The sequence below is a fragment of the Paraburkholderia sp. GAS42 genome, assembly GCF_050436565.1.
GTDB lineage: Bacteria > Pseudomonadota > Gammaproteobacteria > Burkholderiales > Burkholderiaceae > Paraburkholderia.
The window spans coordinates 67,165-84,085 of record NZ_JBNDML010000014.1 but is presented as its reverse complement, the minus strand read 5'-3'; the positions used below and the strand labels follow the sequence as shown (position 1 = coordinate 84,085).

Sequence of the window (16,921 nt, the reverse complement as noted above, 5' to 3'; positions counted from 1 at the left end):
CGCTTGCGCGTGGCCTGGGTGCGAGTCGCTCACGCGTTCCAGCGCACGAGCGTCCACGACTGGGTCGCATCGCGACGCCTCAGCCACACCACACCTGCAAAATCGATCGACCACGAGAGCGCCTGCTCCAGCGATACGCCAAGCGAAAGCGACGCCAGCACGCGAATCACACCCGCATGCGTGACGACATGCGCGCACGTGTGACTGCCTCCGGCTTGCCATTGATCGAACCACCCCTGCACCCGCGCGCTGAACTGCGCGACACTTTCGCCGCCATGCGCACGTGCATGATGCAAATCGGCCGCCCAGTCGTCGAGCAATGTGCGATCGATGGCGTCCCACCGCCGCTGTTCCCACGTGCCGAAGTCCATCTCCTGCAAGCGCGTATCGATATGAAGCTCACACCGTGAACGCGCGGCCCATGGTTCTGCAATCGAAGCGCATCGCGTGAGCGGACTCGACCACACAATGTCCGGTGCGGGAAGAACAACCCGCCGCTGAAGCGCCACCACGCTAACGAGCGGCTCATCAACAAGCGTCACGTCGCTGCGCCCGTAACAGACGCCTGCATCGATCGCGACCGTCGGATGGCGGATCAGTACGAGATCCATGCCAGCCCCGTCAGATAGATCGCGATTTCGAAGACCTGCTGCGCGAAGCCGAGACAATCCCCCGTATAACCGCCGATGCGTCGCACGAAGTAACGCCCGAGCGCGAACCGCAGTACGAGCAATACAGCAAGCGTCGCACAACCCGCGTGCCAGTCCGGCCAGAAGAGCCACGCCAGACCAAACACGCCGGCCAGCATCAACGCAAACACGCTCATGCGCTGCGCGACCGGCTTCGCCTTGCCTTCGGCGCGCACGTAGTCGAGCGTCGCAAGATAGCTGATCGCACACGCACGGCTTGCCGCATGCGCCGCGATCATCAGCCACGCGGCACGCAATGGCGGCAACGCGGCCAGCGTCTGCCATTTGAGTGCGAGCGCAACGATCAGCGCGATTGCACCGAACGCGCCGATGCGCGAGTCGTGCATGATGCGCAGCACGTCCTCACGCGTGTATCCGCCGCCGAACGCATCGAGGCAGTCGGCGAGACCGTCTTCATGGAGTGCACCGGTGACGAGCAGCGTCGCGGCCATCGAAAGCAGCACGGCTACGCCCGGTGGAAACACACGCAGCGCCGCAAGATAGACCACCGCCCCCAGACCGCCGACAAGCGTGCCCACCAGTGGAAAATATCGCGCCGCCGCGTTCAGATAGTGCGGCTCATAGCCGACCCAGCGCGGCACCGGCACGCGCGTGAAATAGCCGAGCGCGGTGAAGAAGTAACGCAGTTCAGCAAGCGGATTCATGATGGCGCGGGCCCGGCTGGAGCATCAGGCGTCGCGGTTCGCGACACCCGCGGACTCGAAGCTCGCCATCTCGTTGACGAACGCGACCGCTGCTCGCAACAATGGCAGCGCGAGCGCGGCGCCCGTGCCTTCACCGAGCCGCAGGTCGAGCGCGAGGAGCGGCTGCGCGCCGAAATGTTCGAGCATGCGTCGATGCCCGGCTTCGTTCGATGCATGCGCGAACACGCAATAGTCGACGACATCGGGTGCCAGCGCCTCTGCAACCAGCAAAGCCGATGTCGCGATGAAACCATCGACCAGAATCGTCATGCGCGCTTCTGCCGCGGCCATGAACGCGCCGGTCATCATCGCGATTTCGAAACCGCCGAAGGTTGCAAGCACATCGATCGCCGTGCGGGCCTGCGGATGCGCGGCCAGCGCCGCGGCCAGGATGTCGCGCTTTTTCGCGAGACCCGCGTCATCCAACCCCGTGCCACGCCCGACGCATTCGCCGATCGGCACGCCGCACAACCGGCTCATGATGCACGCCGCCGCCGACGTATTCGCAATTCCCATCTCACCGAACCCGATCACATTGGTGCCGAGCGCTGCATGATGTCGCACGCGCGCCGCGCCGGCCTGTAATGCGGCGAGCGCTTCATCATGCGTCATCGCGGGTTCGTGCGCGAAGTTGCGCGTACCGTTTGCCACGGGAATGTCGACGAGTGCTTCGGACGGCGGCAACGGCGTCGCCACACCCGCATTCACGATTTCGAGCGTCAACCCGGCGACGCCGCTCAGCGCATTGATCGCCGCGCCGCCCGCCAGAAAGTTCGCAACCATCTGCGCGGTGACCGCCTGCGGATACGGGCTCACGCCTTCGTGCGCGATGCCGTGATCGGCGGCGAAAACAATCATCGCCGGGCGCGCGATCACCGGATGCGTCGTGCGCTGGATCATGCCCATCTGAAGCGCGAGGTCTTCGAGCCGGCCAAGACTGCCGGGCGGCTTCGTTTTCGTATTGATGATGTGCTGCAGGTCGGCGCGCAACGTCCGATCGAGAGGTTCGACAACGGGTAGCGCGGGCGTGAATGAAGTCATGGTTGTCTGCTTGAAGAATAAGAGTTGTTGCGTTGGGTCGCGGGGATCAGCGCTTCATGCTCGCCGTCGCGGATCAGGATGAGCGGATAGCCGAAGGCGCGGCTCGCGAGCGCCGGCGTGAGCACGTCGCGTACGGGGCCCGCGTGCGCAGCGCCGTTTCCATCGAGTAACAGCGCGTGTGTCGCGAAGCGGCGCGCAAGATTGAGGTCGTGGCACGAAAAGATCACGCTACGCTGCGACTGCTGCGCCCAACGCATCAGCGCTTCGAGACAGTCGATCTGATGATGCAGGTCGAGATGCGACAGCGGTTCATCGAGAAGCAGCAGCGGCGCGTCCTGGCACAGCACCGCGGCAAGCGCCACACGTTGCCGCTCACCACCGGAGAGCGACAGCACGTCGCGCGTTTGCAGCGCGGTGAGACCGAGCGTATCGAGCGCGGCGTGTGCAGCCGCTCGATCTTCCGCACGTTCCCAGCCCCAGCCTGCGAGATGCGGAAAACGGTTGAGCATCACGATGTCGAGGACGCTCGCGCTGAACGCGTCACGCTCGCCTTGAGGCATCAGCGCGCGACGCTGCGCAAGCTCGACCGGCGACCACGCGTCGATGCGCATGCCGTCGACTTCGACGTGACCGCTCGACGGTTCGAGCAGACCCGCCAGCGCAGAAATCAGCGTGGTTTTTCCCGCGCCGTTCGGACCCGCGATGCACCACACTTCGCCGGGATAGAACGTGTGTGTGAAATCGTCGAGCAATGTGCGAGCGCCGGCGCGCAGCGTGACGCGTTGCGCGGAAAGTGCCGGAGTAGCGGGAACGCGTGCGTTCATCATCATCGCCTGCGCAATAGCATCCAGAGGAACACAGGCACGCCCGCCAGCGCCGTGATCACGCCAACCGGCAACTGCGCGGGTGCGATGACCGTTCGCGCGACGAGGTCGGCTCCCATGACGGCAAAGCCACCCGCGAGCGCGGCAGCGGGCAGCAACATGCGCTGGTCGTTGCCGAAGCACAGTCGCAGCATGTGCGGTACCACGAGTCCGACGAAGCCAATCGTGCCGCCCGTCGTTACCGCAGCCGCAGCCGCGAGCGACGCCACGAGATACACACGAAGCCGCACGCGTATGACGGGCACGCCAAGCGCCTGCGCCGCCGCATCGCCGCGCAGCAGCACGTTCAGTTGCGGCGCGGCGGGCACGATCGACACAAGCGCGACGAGCAGTGCAACAAGCGCAACCCACGGCATGCCGCCGCCGTTGAGATCGCCGGTCAGCCAGAACAACATGCCGCGCAGACGGCTTTCGGGCGCAACGCTCAGCAGCAATGTGATGACAGCGCCCCAACCCGCCGCGATCACCGCGCCGGTCAGCAACAGACGCGGCGACGCATCCTGCGGCTCACCGCGCCACAATTCACGACGCGCGAGGCCGAGCACCAGCAGGATCGACACGAACGCACCCGTGAACGCGCTGGCATCGACGATCCACCATGCGCATCCGGCAATCATCGCGACGAGCGCAAAACTCGCCGCACCGCCCGATACGCCAAGCACATACGGCTCTGCCAGCGGATTGCGCAGCAACACCTGCAGCAGCGCGCCGGCAATCGCGAGCAACGCGCCGCACGCAAAGCCAGCCAGCGCACGCGGCAGGCGCAGCGTGCGAACGATCTCGATCGCGAGATCCGGTGACGACGACGAAGACGATGACGTTAGCGACGACGAAAATTCACTCACATGCCACGGCATCAACGCAGCAAGCACACGCAGAGGCCCGACTGCGACACTGCCAAGCGCGAGCGACGCAATGAACACAACAAGCGCCAGCATGCCGAGACCGCACCAGATCAAGACGGCGCGCTTCGCGGTCATACCCGTGACGGAACGCATCGCAGCGCGATTCATCGCGGTGAAATCAGACGACATATCGACTCAGCCTGTGAGGCAGCAACGCAAGGCGCGTCACTGCTGCTGCCAGCCGAGCGTGAGATACGCGCCGCGTCGCGGGGTGTTGTACGTGTACGCCAGTTCATAGTCCCTGTCGAAAAGATTCTGGATCTGCGCGGCCACGTACCACGCCTTCGTGATGGTGTAGCGCGCCGACAGATTCACGACGCCGTAGCCTGCAAGTGTATTGCCGCTATCGTTTCGCTTGCCGCTCACGAGCCACTCGCCGCCCACACGCCAGCCGCCGATATCGCGATTCGCCGCGAACGAGGCGAAGCGACGCGCGCGCCGGTTCAGATCGGTGTCCGTGTCTTCGTCGACGGGATTCTGGACCGTAAAGGTTGCGCGCACATCGGTCTTGCCGACATGCCCGCTCCACGATCCCTCGACGCCCTGCACCTTCGCTTGCCCGACGTTCTGCGCAACGAATTCACCTGGACTCACCTGCTGATACTCGATCAGATTCGTATAGCGCGTCTGGAATGCGGTGAGCTTCATCACGCCGAGCGCGTTCGACGCGTACTGCAACGCCGCTTCGACCGAATGACTGCGTTCCGGCTGGATCGACGGATTGCCGCTGAACGGGAAGTACAGATCGTTGAAGGTCGGCGCGCGAAAAGCATCGGACCAGCTTGCAGTCACCTTCCAGTGTTCGGTGAAATCGTATCCGTAGCCGAGATAGTAACTGTTCGCGCCGCCGAAATCGGAGTACTGGTCGCGTCGCACGTTCGCCTGGAACTGACTGGCGCCAAAGCGTCCCGTATAACCGGCGAAGCCCGAGTTCACGTGACGGTCGGGCGCAGCGTAGGCGTTCGAATCAAGGCTCTGGTCGAGATGCTCGTAGCCGAGCTGAAACTTCTGCTGCGGCGCGAACGTGAAATCGTTCTGCCACGTGTATTGACGGTTATCCGTGTTGAAGTGGTCGGTGTAGGTGCCGTTCAAGGCCGTCGTGCTGCGGTCGTTACCCGCAGCGACGATGAAGTGCGTCGTCCACCCGTCGGTCACGCGACCGTTCGCGAACACCGACGCCTGCTGTACCTTGCTGTACAGATTGTTGAGATCGGTGGGCGCGCTGAACGGATTGTCGAAGCTGTCGTTGCCGTTCGACTGGAAGTAGCGCACGCCCACGTCCCAGCTTTCGTTGAAGCGGTGCCGCACGGATGCCGCGATGCTTTCGTTCAGATAGCCGTTCGCGTTCGGGTTGACCGGCGCGAGCGCGGGATTGATCGACGAGAAGCCGTCGTCCTTCGCGCGCGCGATCGAAAAGCTGAAGGTCGTCTTGCCGTCCTTGTCGAGCGCGCCGTCCACGCCGGCCTGCTGGCGCTGCGTGTGATAGCTGCCGTATTCGACGGAGAAATTGAAGCGTGGCGGATGATTGCCGCCATCTTTCGTGAACACCTGCACGACGCCGCCAACCGCACCCGATCCGTACAACGCCGACACGTTGCCGTTGACGACCTCGACGTGATCGATCTGGTCGAGTGGAAGCTGTTCGATCTGCGCGTTGCCAAGGCTCACCGAATCGACGCGCACGCCATCGATCAAAATGAGCGACTGCTGCGCCGAAGCGCCTCGCAGAAAAAGACTCGCCGACGAACCCGGGCCGCCATTGCGCACAATCTGTGCGCCGGGCGCGAGTTGCAGCAGGCCGGGCAGATCGCGCGCGGTGCTGTCGGCGATGTCCTGCGGGTTGAAGCGCGTGGTCTCTGGAATGGCATCGGCGAGCGACTGCGGTCCGCGCGCCGCGGTGACCACGACTGGCGCCAGCGTGACCACTGGCGCTGCGGACGGCGTCGCGTTCTGGGTGGACGCCGGTGCGTCGTCCGTCTTCGCGGACTGGGCCTGTGCGGCAAGCGGCAGGCCGGTCAAGGCGAGCAGCGCCGCGCGGGCGATGGGCGTGTACATCGGATGAATTCCTGTGGCTGGCGTGCACGGCCCGCTTCCCCGCAGGCCGTTGCGTAGCAGGACGGCCGTTCATCGACGCGCAGGCTGCCTGCCGCGTGCGAACGACGTCCTTCCCTCTGGCCGGTATCCGGGCTGGCGACGCATCGATCCGCCTTCCCACGCATGAATGCGCAGTGGCATTGCGCGCCTTTTTTAAGGGCGTGTACTGGATCGACTTGCGTGAAATAACGCGGTCGCTTACCGTTGCGGGGGCAGCACAGGTTAGCGCGGCCGTATCGCCGCGCGCCCTGTTTCCCGTTTAACTGCGCGACATGAAAACGCGCGCGGGCACCAAAGTGCCGCAAGTGTAGGAGCGACCTGCTGTAGCGTCAAGAAAGCCCGGCTCACTGCAATTCGCGTGCGCGCCATTTGCACGATTTCAGCGTTTTGCAGGCATAAAACTCGCAAAAAGCCGTGTTGTTACGTCTCGAAACGAGACAATTGTCGGAACCTGCGACATTCCGCGCTAGAATGCCGTGTCTTTAGAGGACGCAGCACATGCTCAACGAACTCGAAACACTCTCACAAAACATTGGCCGGCTGATCGAAATCAGCCAGCGTCATCACGAGGCGCGCCGCGCACTCGAAGATCAACTCGCCCAGGCGCGCGCAGAATGCGCAGCCATACGCGTTGAACTCGAGCAGACACGCGAAGAGCGCAACGCGCTGCAAGCGGAGCGTGACACGCTCTCGTCGAAGATCGACGACGCGCAGGTTCGCCTGAACGCCATCCTCGAAAAACTCCCGCGCGCGCGGTCGCACGCCGAGCCGGACAACCAGCTCGACCTGCTTGCGACCTCGCAGCATGAGGCGCATGAAGAGCACGACCAGGAAGCCGGCCGCGAAGTCACCCGCCACGGAGAAAATGCATGACCACGAAGCAGATCGAAGTCTCGATTCTCGGCCAGCCGTATCGTCTCGCCTGTTCGCCGGAAACCGAAGGCGCGCTGCTTGAAGCAGTGGCACGTGTCGATGCGGAAATGTCGAAGATCCGCTCGGGCAGCAACGTGCGTGGGCAGGATCGTATTGCCGTGATGGCGGCGCTGTCGCTGGCATCGGAACTGCTTAAGCTGCAAGCCAGTGTGCGACACGGAGAATCTTTTCCCGCTGAAGAAATCCGGCGTACAATGCACTCCATGAACGAACAGCTGGGCGCAGTCATCCAGCAGTACGGTGTGCAGTAAAAGTTTTAACGGGCGATTGTTTTAAAGGCCGGTTGTGTAACCGGTCTTCGAGTTCAGCGCAACGTACTTCGTGAGGTCGCTGTGATTGCAGCGAGCGTCTGGATTCAAAAAGTTTAGTCAGCTTCCCTGCCTGGTTCGCCAAGGTCATATATTCCTTGAACCAATGCCATGTGCACGGTTGCGGAAATTTGCAGCACGGGTGTGCGCGTCACTCTGTCTGATGTACCCGAAGTGCGGCTAACTGCGACCAATTCTGAACTCCCGGTTCAGGATGCCGGCCTAGCGGCTATGGCGGGGACCTATTCAACGGCATCGGACACTCGTCCGGTGCCGTTTCCGTTTGTAGTTCCGCTTTCTTTCGCTTTCTCTCTCCCTTTCTTCTCGACGTTCATATCGACTCATGCGCTACTGGCTAATGAAGTCCGAACCGGACGAAGCAAGCATCGATCATCTCGCCAACGCCCCGCATCGCACACTGCCCTGGACGGGCGTGCGCAACTATCAGGCACGCAACTTCATGCGCGACATGATGCAGGTCGGCGACGGTGTGCTGTTCTATCACTCGAGTTGCCCTGAGCCGGGTATTGCTGGCATCGCGGAAGTATCGTCGACACCCTATCCCGATCCGACCCAGTTCGACGCGAAGAGCCCGTACTACGATCCGAAATCGGATCGTGAGACGCCGCGCTGGACGCTCGTCGATGTCGTCTTCAAGAAGAAGATTCCGCTGATCCCGCTGGCGACGCTGCGTGAGCATCCCGAACTCGCGGACATGCGTGTGCTCGCAAAAGGCAACCGGCTGTCGATCACGCCTGTGACCGAAGCCGAATGGCGATTCATCACGAAGCACCTCGTGTGAGCCGGCGGACGCGATTTGTGTAATCGAATATTGCTTGCGGGAACCCGGCGGCCTGACAGACGCCTAACAGTTCCGCAAGCGCCGTGCCAGTTCGATGCACGACGCGTGCCGTGACGGTTCGTAATGGCGTGCTATTGCCGGGACCGTCGTGCACAACCGGTTGAAGAAGGAACTCGTTCAAATGACCAGAAAAACCGCACTCGCTTTCGCCTTCGCTCTTGCGTCCGTGACGCCGCTCGCCCTCTCGCTCGCACCCACTGATGCGTTCGCGCAGACGCTCGTGCAGAATCCGCCGTCGGGCGTGCTGTCGCTGTCCGCGCAGGCCAGCGCCGATGTGGCGCAGGACGTCGTCAACATCACGCTCTTCTATGAACAGGAAGCGAGCGACCCCGGCTCGCTCACGGGCACGCTGAACCAGCGCGCCGACTCGGCGCTGCAAAAGGCCAAAGGCGTCGCGGGCGTGACAGCGCGCACCGGCGCGTTCTCGATCTATCCGTCGACGGACCGCGACGGCCGTATTTCCGCGTGGCGCGGCCGCACGGAAGTGCAGCTCGAATCGCACGACTTCGCGGCGGCGTCGAAGCTTGCAGGCCAGCTGTCGTCGGTCATGCAGGTCGGCAATGTGTCGTTCTCGTTGTCGCCTGAAGCGCAGCGCGCCGCTGAACAGAAGCTGACCGGCCAGGCAATCGCATCGTTCCGTCAGCAGGCCACCTCGTCGGCTCAAGCGTTTGGCTATAGCGGGTACACGATTCGCGAGGTCAACGTGGGACACAACGGCGTGATGCCGCGTCCGATGATGATGATGAGCGCCCGTGCAGGCGCCGACGCGAAGGCTGCCGCGCCGATTCCGCTCGAAGGTGGGACATCGACGGTGACCGTCAACGTGTCGGGTTCTGTGCAGATGAAGTAACGCGCTTTCGTTTTAGGCGCGCGTAGAAACAGAAAAGCCACGGCATGCCGTGGCTTTTCTGTTTTCAACCGGCCGCTACGCCGAAGGTGAGTTTGTACCCACCACCGGCTCCGGCTGGCGTCGGCCGCGACGATACGCCCACAGCAGCATGAGGATGCCGGCGAGCACCATCGGCAGCGACAGCCACTGCCCCATCGAAAGCCCCAGCGCCAGCAGGCCCAGGAAATCGTCCGGCTCGCGTGCGAACTCCACCGTGAAGCGTGCAAGGCCATAGCCGATCAGAAACACCGCTGACGCCGCGCCCACCGGCCGCGGCTTGCGCGTAAAGAACCACAGCACGAAGAACAGCACGACACCTTCCAGCGCGATCTCATACAACTGCGACGGATGACGCGGCAGCATGTGATATTGCGCGAATACGTCGGCGAGATGCCAGCGCGACACGAGGTCCGGGTGCGTAGCCATCCAGCCCGCGTCTTCGTTTGCGGCGCCCGGGAACAGCATCGCCCAGGGCGAGCTCGGGTCCGTCACGCGGCCCCACAGTTCGCCATTAATGAAGTTGCCGAGCCGCCCGGCCGCGAGGCCCGCCGGCACCATCGGGGCGACGAAGTCGGTGACCTGCAGCCACGTGCGCTTGCGTTGCCACGCGAAGAGCGTCATTGCGAGCGTCACGCCAAGGAAGCCGCCGTGAAACGACATGCCGCCTTCCCAGACCTTGAAGATGTCGAGCGGATGCGCGAAGTACCAGCTTGCCTTATAGAACAGCACGTAGCCGATCCGGCCGCCAAAAATCGTACCGAGCACGCCGTAGAACAGCATGTCGTCGATATCTTTCGCGGTCCAGCCTTGCGCAGCAACGTGCGGCAGACGCAGCCGCAACCGGCCGACGACAATCGCCGCAATGAACGCCACAAGGTACATGAGCCCGTACCAGCGCACGGCGAGCGGCCCCAGGTGAATGGCGACGGGATCGAAATTGGGGTGAATGAGCATGTGTTTTTATGGGTGGTTCAACGGCGGATTCTTTATCGGTAACGACCGCGGGCGCGACACGCCGCCTGCAGCATGGATTGGACGGCCTGGCGGGCAATGCGTTCGCGGCACCCGCGCGAAAAACCATCAGCGCCTGCGTGTGCGGGCCTGCGCCGGCTTCGCGCGTTGCGTCCCTGCGGCCGCGCTCAGCGCAGGATTCGTCGCAAGGTTCGCTACATACGCGCGCACGATGTCGATGAAACCCGCGAGCACCGGGCTCACCTCGGCCGTGCGCCACACGAGACCCGTCTCGATGGCGGGCACCGATTCGCGCAGCGGACGGTACACGACGCCGGTGCGCCGCAGGTTACGCAGCGATTGCGGCACCAGTGCGACGCCCATACCGGCTGACACGAGGCTGACGATCGTCTGCATCTGGATCGCCTCCTGGCCGATGCGCGGCGTGAGGCCCGCAACGCCGTAGCAATCCATAATGATGTCATAAAAGCCCGGCGCCAGACGCCTTGGGAAGATCACCAGCGGCGCATCGGCGACATCGCGCAGGCTGACGGGCGTGTCGCGCCAGTCTTCGTCGGCGTGATCATCCACGCGCGCCGCCACCTCCGATGACATCGCGATCACCAGCGGCTCACGCGCGATCGGCAGCCACGACAGTTGCGCGAGATGCCGCGGCGGCAGCGGCGCAATCACGAGGCCGGCGTCGACGCGGCCCGCGACGAGTTCGTCGATCTGCACGTCGCTCGTCGCTTCGGCGAGTTGCAGGCGCACGCGCGGATGGCGCGCGCCGAAATCGCGCAGCAGCAACGGCAAGAGGCCGTAATCCGCCGTCGAAACAAACGCCAGCGACAACACCCCGGCCTCGCCGCGCGCCAGACCCTGCGCGAGCGGCCGCAGCCCTTCCGCGCTGGCCAGCAACCGGCGCACTTCAGGCAGCAGATCGGCACCCACCTGCGTCAGCTCGACCGAGCGCCTCGTGCGCGCGAACAGTTCGACGCCGAGCGTCTCTTCCAGCGCCCGGATAGCCTGTGACAGCGGCGGCTGCGTCATCGACAGACGTGCGGCAGCGCGCCCAAAGTGCTTCTCTTCGGCGACGGCGATAAAGTAGCGCAACTGGCGCAGATCGGGCGTGGCGGCTTGCATCGATTGATACTTTTTTCGACCTTATCAAGCCTGAATAATATATTGGACACGCGCCTTGAGAAACTGCATTCTTGCGCGACGTGCTGGAAACATCCGCCCTGCACCTCCCGGACGGCGGATTTCCCCAACCCTGCACCGCACCCCGGACAAGACCCCCGGACAAAGACATTACGGAGCTCCCCATGTCGTACAACCGTCGTTCGAAGAACATCACCCAAGGCGTCGCGCGCGCGCCGAACCGGTCGATGTATTACGCGCTCGGCTACGAGAAGGCCGATTTCGACAAGCCGATGATCGGCATCGCAAACGGCCACTCGACCATCACGCCGTGCAATTCCGGCCTGCAGCGTCTCGCCGACGCCGCCGTGAAAGCCGTCAAGCTGTCCGACGCGAACCCGCAGATCTTCGGCACGCCGACCATTTCGGACGGCATGTCGATGGGCACCGAAGGCATGAAGTACTCGCTCGTGTCGCGCGAAGTGATCTCAGACTGTATCGAGACCTGCGTGCAGGGCCAGTGGATGGACGGCGTCGTCGTGATCGGCGGCTGCGACAAGAACATGCCAGGCGGCATGATCGCGCTCGCACGCTGCAACGTGCCGGGCATCTACGTCTACGGCGGCACGATCCGCCCGGGCAACTGGAAGGGCCGCGACCTGACGATCGTGTCGTCGTTCGAAGCCGTGGGCGAATTCACGGCCGGCCGCATGTCGCAGGAAGATTTTGAAGGGGTCGAAAAGAACGCGTGCCCGTCGTCGGGTTCGTGCGGCGGCATGTACACCGCCAACACGATGAGCTCGTCGTTCGAAGCGCTCGGCATGTCGCTGCTGTATTCGTCGACGATGGCGAATCCGGACGACGAAAAGGTCGACTCGGCCGCCGAATCGGCACGCGTGCTGGTCGAAGCGGTCAAGAAGGACCTGAAGCCGCGCGACATCATCACGAAGAAGTCGATCGAAAACGCCGTGGCCGTGATCATGGCAACCGGCGGCTCGACCAACGCGGTGCTGCACTTCCTCGCGATTGCGCACGCAGCCGAAGTGGAATGGACCATCGACGACTTCGAGCGCATGCGCAAGAAAGTGCCGGTGATCTGCGACCTGAAGCCGTCGGGCCAGTTCGTCGCGACCGATCTGCACAAGGCCGGCGGCATCCCGCAGGTCATGAAGATCCTGCTGGACGCAGGTCTCTTGCACGGCGATTGCATGACGATCACCGGCAAGACGATGGCCGAGGAACTGAAAGACGTGCCGTCGAAGCCGCGCGCCGACCAGAAGGTGATTTTCCCGATCTCGCAGGCTTTGTATAAGGAAGGCCACCTCGCGATCCTGAAGGGCAACCTGGCACCGGAAGGCGCGGTCGCGAAGATCACGGGCCTGAAGAACCCGGTGATCACGGGCCCGGCCCGCGTGTTCGACGACGAGCAGAGCGCGATGGAAGCGATTCTCGCCGACGGGATCAAGCCAGGCGACGTCCTGGTGCTGCGTTATCTCGGCCCGAAGGGCGGCCCCGGCATGCCGGAAATGCTCGCGCCGACTTCCGCACTGATCGGCAAGGGTCTCGGCGAATCCGTCGGCCTTATCACCGACGGCCGTTTCTCGGGCGGCACGTGGGGCATGGTGGTCGGTCACGTCGCGCCGGAAGCGTTTGTGGGCGGCACGATTGGCCTCGTGCAGGAAGGCGATTCGATCACGATCGATGCGCACAAGCTGCAACTGGAACTGAACGTCGACGCCGCGGAAATCGAGCGCCGCCGCGCTCTATGGCAGCAACCGAAGCCGCGTTACACGCGTGGCGTGCTGGCAAAGTACGCAGCGCTCGCACTGCCGGCCAACAAGGGCGCCATCACGGGCTGATGCATGAATCGGATATGAAGTCAGGCATGACCGGCGGTTGACGGCGCGCGGTTCCACGCGTCGCTGGCTGCCGGTCACCGTTTGACGGGCTTCATGCAGGACAAAGGGGCACACGACGGATCGTGTGCCCCTTTGCTTTTATAATGCGTCCACAAGAAGTCCCACACGAGTCCGGCACACGTACCGGCGGAGACCAGAATGAATCGGAAGTCGTATGCAGCAATGGCGCTTGCGGGCGCCCTGGCAGTCGGCGGAACGGCGCATGCACAGGAACCACCGGGCGATGGGCTCGCCCTCGCGAGAGCGCAGAACTGCATGAGCTGCCACTCGGTGAACCGGCCGCTTATGGGGCCGGCGTTGCGTGACATAGCGGCACGCTACGCGACGCGCAGCAATGCCGTGACCTATCTGTCGCACAAGATCGTCGAAGGCAGCACGGGCGTCTGGGGGCCGGTGCAAATGCCCGCCAATACACAGCTTTCACCCGATCAGGCCGTGGCACTGGCGAACTGGATACTGACGCTGAAATAACTGACGCCCGATTTCGATTCCGGCCACCGCGCAGGTCATACTCAACGGTGACGTTTGCGCTCTTCTTCCACTGCTTCGCGCACCCAGCCGCTCATCTGCGCTTCGAGCACCGCCCCGACTTCCTTCGCGATCTGACCGACGAGCCACGTCGCGTGGACCTGCATGGCCGCGCGACAGCGTTCCTCGATGACCTCCTGCCCTGCTCCGCGCAGGTAGGCCGAGAAGCGCGCGCGCAGGTGTTCGGCGAGGAGGTCGGCGTCAGGGCCGGCGGCTGCGCGACCGTGGGTGTGGGTGTGCGCGTGGGTGTGCGCCGACGCGGGTAACGGCGCCGGTGGTGGCGCCGGTGGTGCCGTTGTCGCGGCGGGCATGGTGAACGGAAGCGCCGTGGCTTCGGCTGCTGAAACAGCCGGCGCTGCGTGCTTCGGTCCGGAGTGCGCCGGGGCCGCGTGCTTCACGTGCTTCGTGTGCTTCGCGGCTACGGGCGGCTCGGGTTCAGGTTCCGGCGCGGCAGGCTGTGCACTATCAGCCGGCACTTCGGCCGCGACTTCATGAGACGGGGCTTGCGCATGCTCATCCGCGGGCGCTTGCGTGACACCAGCCGGTTCACTCGCCGCGGCCGTGGCGATGACAGCGGGCGCAGGCACTTCTTCGGGCGCATGTCCGTGTGGAGCGGGCTCATGGGCCGGCGCGCCGAAGACGTCCTCAAGCACGGGCACGTCGTCAGGCACGGGGCTGTGAGCATGCTCAGCGGGCTTCCGCGGAGGCGCCTCGACTACATTCTCCTGCGCAGGCACGTTACCAGCCGCATGAGCATGCACAGGCTCCTCCTGTGTCGGCGCAGACGGCTCTAAAACGTCTTCGAGCACCGGCACGTCACCGGCCGCGGGCAGGTCGTGAGGCTCCGCGGCCTTCGGCGCAGGCGCTTCGAACACATCCTCCAGCACCGGCACGTCTTCGAGCGGGTTGACCGGTCCCGCCGCTGCTGTCTGATGGCCATGCGTGGGACTTCCGGCGACGAGGACTTCGGTCAGAACCGGAATCACCTTGTCGTGGCTGTCTTTGCTGTCGCTGGAATGGGACACGAATACACTCCCTCGATGGGTCGGGCAAGCCGATATTGAATCGAATCCAGAGCGGCATGGCCGTGCGAGCACCGCCCTCAGCCGCCCTGCTTGTAGTTGTTCAGAGGATAGCCGCGATCGCGGTAAAAGCGATAGCGGTCGCGACCTGCGGCGAGTTCATCGGGCGCATTGCCGACCACTTCAAGCAGCCGTTCGAAACGCGCGAACTGCGCCGGAACCTCGGCGCCCAGATTCAGCAGCACCTGATGGTGCGGTGCATCGTCGAGGTTCGTGGTGAGCACAATCGGCGTGGTGGCGGCGAGCGGGCTGTCGGCCATGCAGTGCGGCACGAAATCCAGCGGCGAAAACGTCCACAGCTGCTCGTCGAAGACGCGCAGCCGCGCGGCGTCGGCCAGCACGATGGTCGGCTGGCCCGCCTGATACGCCTTGCGCATCAGGCGGCATGCATACAGCAGCGCATCGCCGACGTTCGAGTGGAAGTCGATCCTCGTCATGCCAGGCTCCGCGCTGCCATGCCCTTGCTGCGACGCGTCATTGCGCCGCGCGGTCGATCAGGAACTGCGCGAGCAGCGGCACCGGACGGCCCGTTGCGCCCTTCGCAGCCCCGCTCTTCCACGCCGTGCCGGCGATGTCGAGGTGAGCCCACGGATAGCCGTCGGTGAAGCGCGACAGGAAGCACGCTGCCGTCACGCTGCCCGCCGGACGGCCGCCGATGTTCGCGATGTCCGCGAAATTCGACTTCAACTGGTCCTGATACTCATCGTCGAGCGGCAGACGCCACGCCGGATCGGAGGCTTCTTTCGATGCGTCGAGCAGTTCGCCTGCGAGCGTGTCGTCCTTCGAGAACAGACCGCTGTTGTGATGGCCAAGCGCGATGATGCAGGCGCCCGTCAGCGTAGCGATATCGACGACCGCAGCCGGCTTGAAGCGCTTCGCGTAAGTGAGTGCGTCGCACAGGATGAGACGGCCTTCGGCGTCGGTGTTCAGCACTTCGATCGTGAGACCGGACATGCTGGTGACGATGTCGCCCGGCTTCGTCGCCGTAGCGGACGGCATGTTTTCAACCGCCGCGATGATGCCGACGACGTTGATCTTCAGGCCCATTTCCGCGACCGCACGCAATGTGCCCAGCACCGAACCGGCGCCGCACATGTCGTACTTCATCTCGTCCATGGCTTCGCCCGGCTTCAGCGAAATGCCGCCGGTGTCGAACGTGACACCCTTGCCGACCAGCACCACCGGCGCGGATTTCGCGGCGCCACCCTGGTACTGCAGCACGATGAACTGCGCCGGTTCGACCGAGCCGGCCGTGACCGACAGGAACGAACCCATCTTGAGCGCTTCGCATTGCTTCTCGCCCAGCACTTCGACCTTCAGCTTCCAGTCTTTCGCGAGCTTCTTCGCGGTGTTCGCGAGGTAGGTCGGCGTGCAGACGTTGCTCGGCAGGTTGCCGAGGTCGCGCGTCAGGTCCATGCCATTGGCGAGCGCGGCGCCCTGCTTCGCGGCGACCTTCGCGGCCTTTTCGTCGGCGGTGTCGACGCTGAAGACGATGCGCTTCAGGGCCCGCACACTGGTGTCGGGCTTGCTCTTCATCTGGGTAAACTTATACGTCTGTTCGCGCAGCGCGAGGATGGCGGCGCGCACGTTCCAGTCGCTCGTGCGTTCCTGGACCGGCAATTGCGCGAGCGTGAACGTGACCTGCACGACCTTCGTGGCGACGAGCGCGCGCCATGCGGCACGCACGGCGTCGCCGTAGGCTTTCTGCGTGAACGCATCCTGTTTGCCGAGGCCGACGAGCAGCACGCGCGAGGCGCCAATGCCGGACACTTCGTGCAGGAACAGCGTGGTGCCGCTCTTGCCGTCCATGTCGCCCGCCTTGATGATGCGGGTGAGCAGGCCTTTGGTGGCCGCGTCGATTTCCAGTGCGGCACCCGAAAGCGTCTGCGACTCGAACACGCCGATTACGATGCAATCGGATTTTCCGGTCAGGAATCCGTTTGACGAGCCTTTGCTCCAATCACAGGCTTTTATGCTAAAGTCCATCGCGCT

17 protein-coding genes, 1 other RNA gene and 1 riboswitch are annotated in these 16,921 nt (G+C 63.9%); of the genes, 7 read left to right on the top strand and 11 right to left on the bottom strand.

Translation table 11 applies throughout. The features are described from left to right. Nucleotides 1-29: 29 nt before the first annotated feature. From cobC to P3T16_RS20895, 6 genes are read right to left on the bottom strand one after another with little or no spacing between them, the layout of a single operon-like run. Nucleotides 30-611, bottom strand: a complete 582-nt coding sequence (cobC, locus tag P3T16_RS20920; protein WP_429343691.1) for an alpha-ribazole phosphatase — start codon at nucleotides 609-611, stop codon at nucleotides 30-32. Continuing rightward, the gene (locus P3T16_RS20915) at nucleotides 596-1,354 is read right to left on the bottom strand and encodes an adenosylcobinamide-GDP ribazoletransferase (RefSeq protein ID WP_429343690.1); all 759 of its coding nucleotides are present in this window, start codon (nucleotides 1,352-1,354) and stop codon (nucleotides 596-598) included. The genes cobC and P3T16_RS20915 overlap by 16 nt, the downstream gene beginning before the upstream one ends. 24 nt (nucleotides 1,355-1,378) lie before the next feature. After that, complete coding sequence (cobT, locus tag P3T16_RS20910) at nucleotides 1,379-2,434, bottom strand: nicotinate-nucleotide--dimethylbenzimidazole phosphoribosyltransferase (protein ID WP_429343689.1); 1,056 nt, start codon at nucleotides 2,432-2,434, stop codon at nucleotides 1,379-1,381. Further along, nucleotides 2,431-3,261, bottom strand: a complete 831-nt coding sequence (locus tag P3T16_RS20905; protein WP_429343688.1) for an ABC transporter ATP-binding protein — start codon at nucleotides 3,259-3,261, stop codon at nucleotides 2,431-2,433. The genes cobT and P3T16_RS20905 overlap by 4 nt, the downstream gene beginning before the upstream one ends. Next, entirely contained in the window at nucleotides 3,261-4,352 is a 1,092-nt protein-coding gene (locus P3T16_RS20900; protein WP_429257815.1) for a FecCD family ABC transporter permease, read from the bottom strand. Before P3T16_RS20900 ends, P3T16_RS20905 begins: the two co-directional genes overlap by 1 nt. 36 nt (nucleotides 4,353-4,388) lie before the next feature. Then, nucleotides 4,389-6,278, bottom strand: coding sequence for a TonB-dependent receptor plug domain-containing protein (locus P3T16_RS20895; protein ID WP_429343687.1), 1,890 nt, complete (start codon nucleotides 6,276-6,278; stop codon nucleotides 4,389-4,391). A 101-nt stretch (nucleotides 6,279-6,379) separates the two neighbouring features. Then, nucleotides 6,380-6,628: riboswitch (cobalamin riboswitch) on the bottom strand. A 187-nt stretch (nucleotides 6,629-6,815) separates the two neighbouring features. On the opposite strand from P3T16_RS20895, the gene P3T16_RS20890 reads away from it, so the two are divergent. The 5 genes from P3T16_RS20890 (at nucleotide 6,816) to P3T16_RS20870 (ending at nucleotide 9,270) form a co-directional block, all read left to right on the top strand. Next, entirely contained in the window at nucleotides 6,816-7,190 is a 375-nt protein-coding gene (locus P3T16_RS20890; RefSeq protein ID WP_429257813.1) for an ATPase, read from the top strand. Beyond that, the gene (locus tag P3T16_RS20885; protein ID WP_287186743.1) at nucleotides 7,187-7,501 is read left to right on the top strand and encodes a cell division protein ZapA; all 315 of its coding nucleotides are present in this window, start codon (nucleotides 7,187-7,189) and stop codon (nucleotides 7,499-7,501) included. Before P3T16_RS20890 ends, P3T16_RS20885 begins: the two co-directional genes overlap by 4 nt. Nucleotides 7,502-7,621: 120 nt before the next feature. Beyond that, nucleotides 7,622-7,803, top strand: a non-coding RNA gene (gene ssrS, locus P3T16_RS20880) — 6S RNA. A 98-nt stretch (nucleotides 7,804-7,901) separates the two neighbouring features. Then, on the top strand, nucleotides 7,902-8,360 hold the full coding sequence (locus P3T16_RS20875; protein ID WP_429343686.1) for an EVE domain-containing protein: 459 nt from the start codon (nucleotides 7,902-7,904) through the stop codon (nucleotides 8,358-8,360). 181 nt (nucleotides 8,361-8,541) lie between these two features. Continuing rightward, nucleotides 8,542-9,270, top strand: coding sequence for an SIMPL domain-containing protein (locus P3T16_RS20870; protein WP_429343685.1), 729 nt, complete (start codon nucleotides 8,542-8,544; stop codon nucleotides 9,268-9,270). Between the two features lie 75 nt (nucleotides 9,271-9,345). Here P3T16_RS20870 and lgt read toward each other — a convergent pair whose 3' ends face one another. Further along, complete coding sequence (gene lgt, locus P3T16_RS20865; RefSeq protein WP_429257810.1) at nucleotides 9,346-10,263, bottom strand: prolipoprotein diacylglyceryl transferase; 918 nt, start codon at nucleotides 10,261-10,263, stop codon at nucleotides 9,346-9,348. A gap of 126 nt (nucleotides 10,264-10,389) precedes the next feature. Next, nucleotides 10,390-11,403, bottom strand: a complete 1,014-nt coding sequence (locus P3T16_RS20860) for a LysR family transcriptional regulator (protein ID WP_429343684.1) — start codon at nucleotides 11,401-11,403, stop codon at nucleotides 10,390-10,392. 182 nt (nucleotides 11,404-11,585) lie between these two features. Between P3T16_RS20860 and ilvD the strand changes: the two genes are divergently transcribed. Both ilvD and P3T16_RS20850 read left to right on the top strand, forming a co-directional pair. Next, a complete protein-coding gene (gene ilvD / locus P3T16_RS20855) occupies nucleotides 11,586-13,259 on the top strand; it encodes a dihydroxy-acid dehydratase (RefSeq protein ID WP_429257808.1) in 1,674 nt (557 codons plus the stop codon). 198 nt (nucleotides 13,260-13,457) lie between these two features. Further along, complete coding sequence (locus P3T16_RS20850; RefSeq protein WP_429257807.1) at nucleotides 13,458-13,790, top strand: c-type cytochrome; 333 nt, start codon at nucleotides 13,458-13,460, stop codon at nucleotides 13,788-13,790. A gap of 41 nt (nucleotides 13,791-13,831) precedes the next feature. On the opposite strand, the gene P3T16_RS20845 is transcribed toward P3T16_RS20850, so the two are convergent. From P3T16_RS20845 to P3T16_RS20835, 3 genes are all read right to left on the bottom strand, one after another. Further along, nucleotides 13,832-14,872, bottom strand: coding sequence for a DUF2486 family protein (locus P3T16_RS20845; RefSeq protein WP_429343683.1), 1,041 nt, complete (start codon nucleotides 14,870-14,872; stop codon nucleotides 13,832-13,834). A gap of 77 nt (nucleotides 14,873-14,949) precedes the next feature. Continuing rightward, nucleotides 14,950-15,366 (bottom strand): DNA polymerase III subunit chi, encoded by a 417-nt coding sequence (locus P3T16_RS20840; protein WP_429343682.1) that lies wholly within the window; start codon nucleotides 15,364-15,366, stop codon nucleotides 14,950-14,952. Nucleotides 15,367-15,403: 37 nt separating this feature from the next. Next, on the bottom strand, nucleotides 15,404-16,915 hold the full coding sequence (locus P3T16_RS20835; protein WP_429343681.1) for a leucyl aminopeptidase: 1,512 nt from the start codon (nucleotides 16,913-16,915) through the stop codon (nucleotides 15,404-15,406). Between the last annotated feature and the right edge of the window lie 6 nt (nucleotides 16,916-16,921).

Bases quoted from the DNA above. Each gene is read 5' to 3' on its own strand.
- cobC (WP_429343691.1), bottom strand. From the start codon at position 611: ATGGATCTCGTACTGATCCGCCATCCGACGGTCGCGATCGATGCAGGC.
- P3T16_RS20850 (WP_429257807.1), top strand. From the start codon at position 13,458: ATGAATCGGAAGTCGTATGCAGCAATGGCGCTTGCGGGCGCCCTGGCA.
- P3T16_RS20890 (WP_429257813.1), top strand. From the start codon at position 6,816: ATGCTCAACGAACTCGAAACACTCTCACAAAACATTGGCCGGCTGATC.
- P3T16_RS20860 (WP_429343684.1), bottom strand. From the start codon at position 11,403: ATGCAAGCCGCCACGCCCGATCTGCGCCAGTTGCGCTACTTTATCGCC.
- P3T16_RS20870 (WP_429343685.1), top strand. From the start codon at position 8,542: ATGACCAGAAAAACCGCACTCGCTTTCGCCTTCGCTCTTGCGTCCGTG.
- P3T16_RS20875 (WP_429343686.1), top strand. From the start codon at position 7,902: ATGCGCTACTGGCTAATGAAGTCCGAACCGGACGAAGCAAGCATCGAT.
- P3T16_RS20835 (WP_429343681.1), bottom strand. From the start codon at position 16,915: ATGGACTTTAGCATAAAAGCCTGTGATTGGAGCAAAGGCTCGTCAAAC.
- ilvD (WP_429257808.1), top strand. From the start codon at position 11,586: ATGTCGTACAACCGTCGTTCGAAGAACATCACCCAAGGCGTCGCGCGC.
- lgt (WP_429257810.1), bottom strand. From the start codon at position 10,263: ATGCTCATTCACCCCAATTTCGATCCCGTCGCCATTCACCTGGGGCCG.
- P3T16_RS20905 (WP_429343688.1), bottom strand. From the start codon at position 3,261: ATGATGAACGCACGCGTTCCCGCTACTCCGGCACTTTCCGCGCAACGC.
- P3T16_RS20915 (WP_429343690.1), bottom strand. From the start codon at position 1,354: ATGAATCCGCTTGCTGAACTGCGTTACTTCTTCACCGCGCTCGGCTAT.
- P3T16_RS20885 (WP_287186743.1), top strand. From the start codon at position 7,187: ATGACCACGAAGCAGATCGAAGTCTCGATTCTCGGCCAGCCGTATCGT.
- P3T16_RS20895 (WP_429343687.1), bottom strand. From the start codon at position 6,278: ATGTACACGCCCATCGCCCGCGCGGCGCTGCTCGCCTTGACCGGCCTG.
- cobT (WP_429343689.1), bottom strand. From the start codon at position 2,434: ATGACTTCATTCACGCCCGCGCTACCCGTTGTCGAACCTCTCGATCGG.
- P3T16_RS20840 (WP_429343682.1), bottom strand. From the start codon at position 15,366: ATGACGAGGATCGACTTCCACTCGAACGTCGGCGATGCGCTGCTGTAT.
- P3T16_RS20900 (WP_429257815.1), bottom strand. From the start codon at position 4,352: ATGTCGTCTGATTTCACCGCGATGAATCGCGCTGCGATGCGTTCCGTC.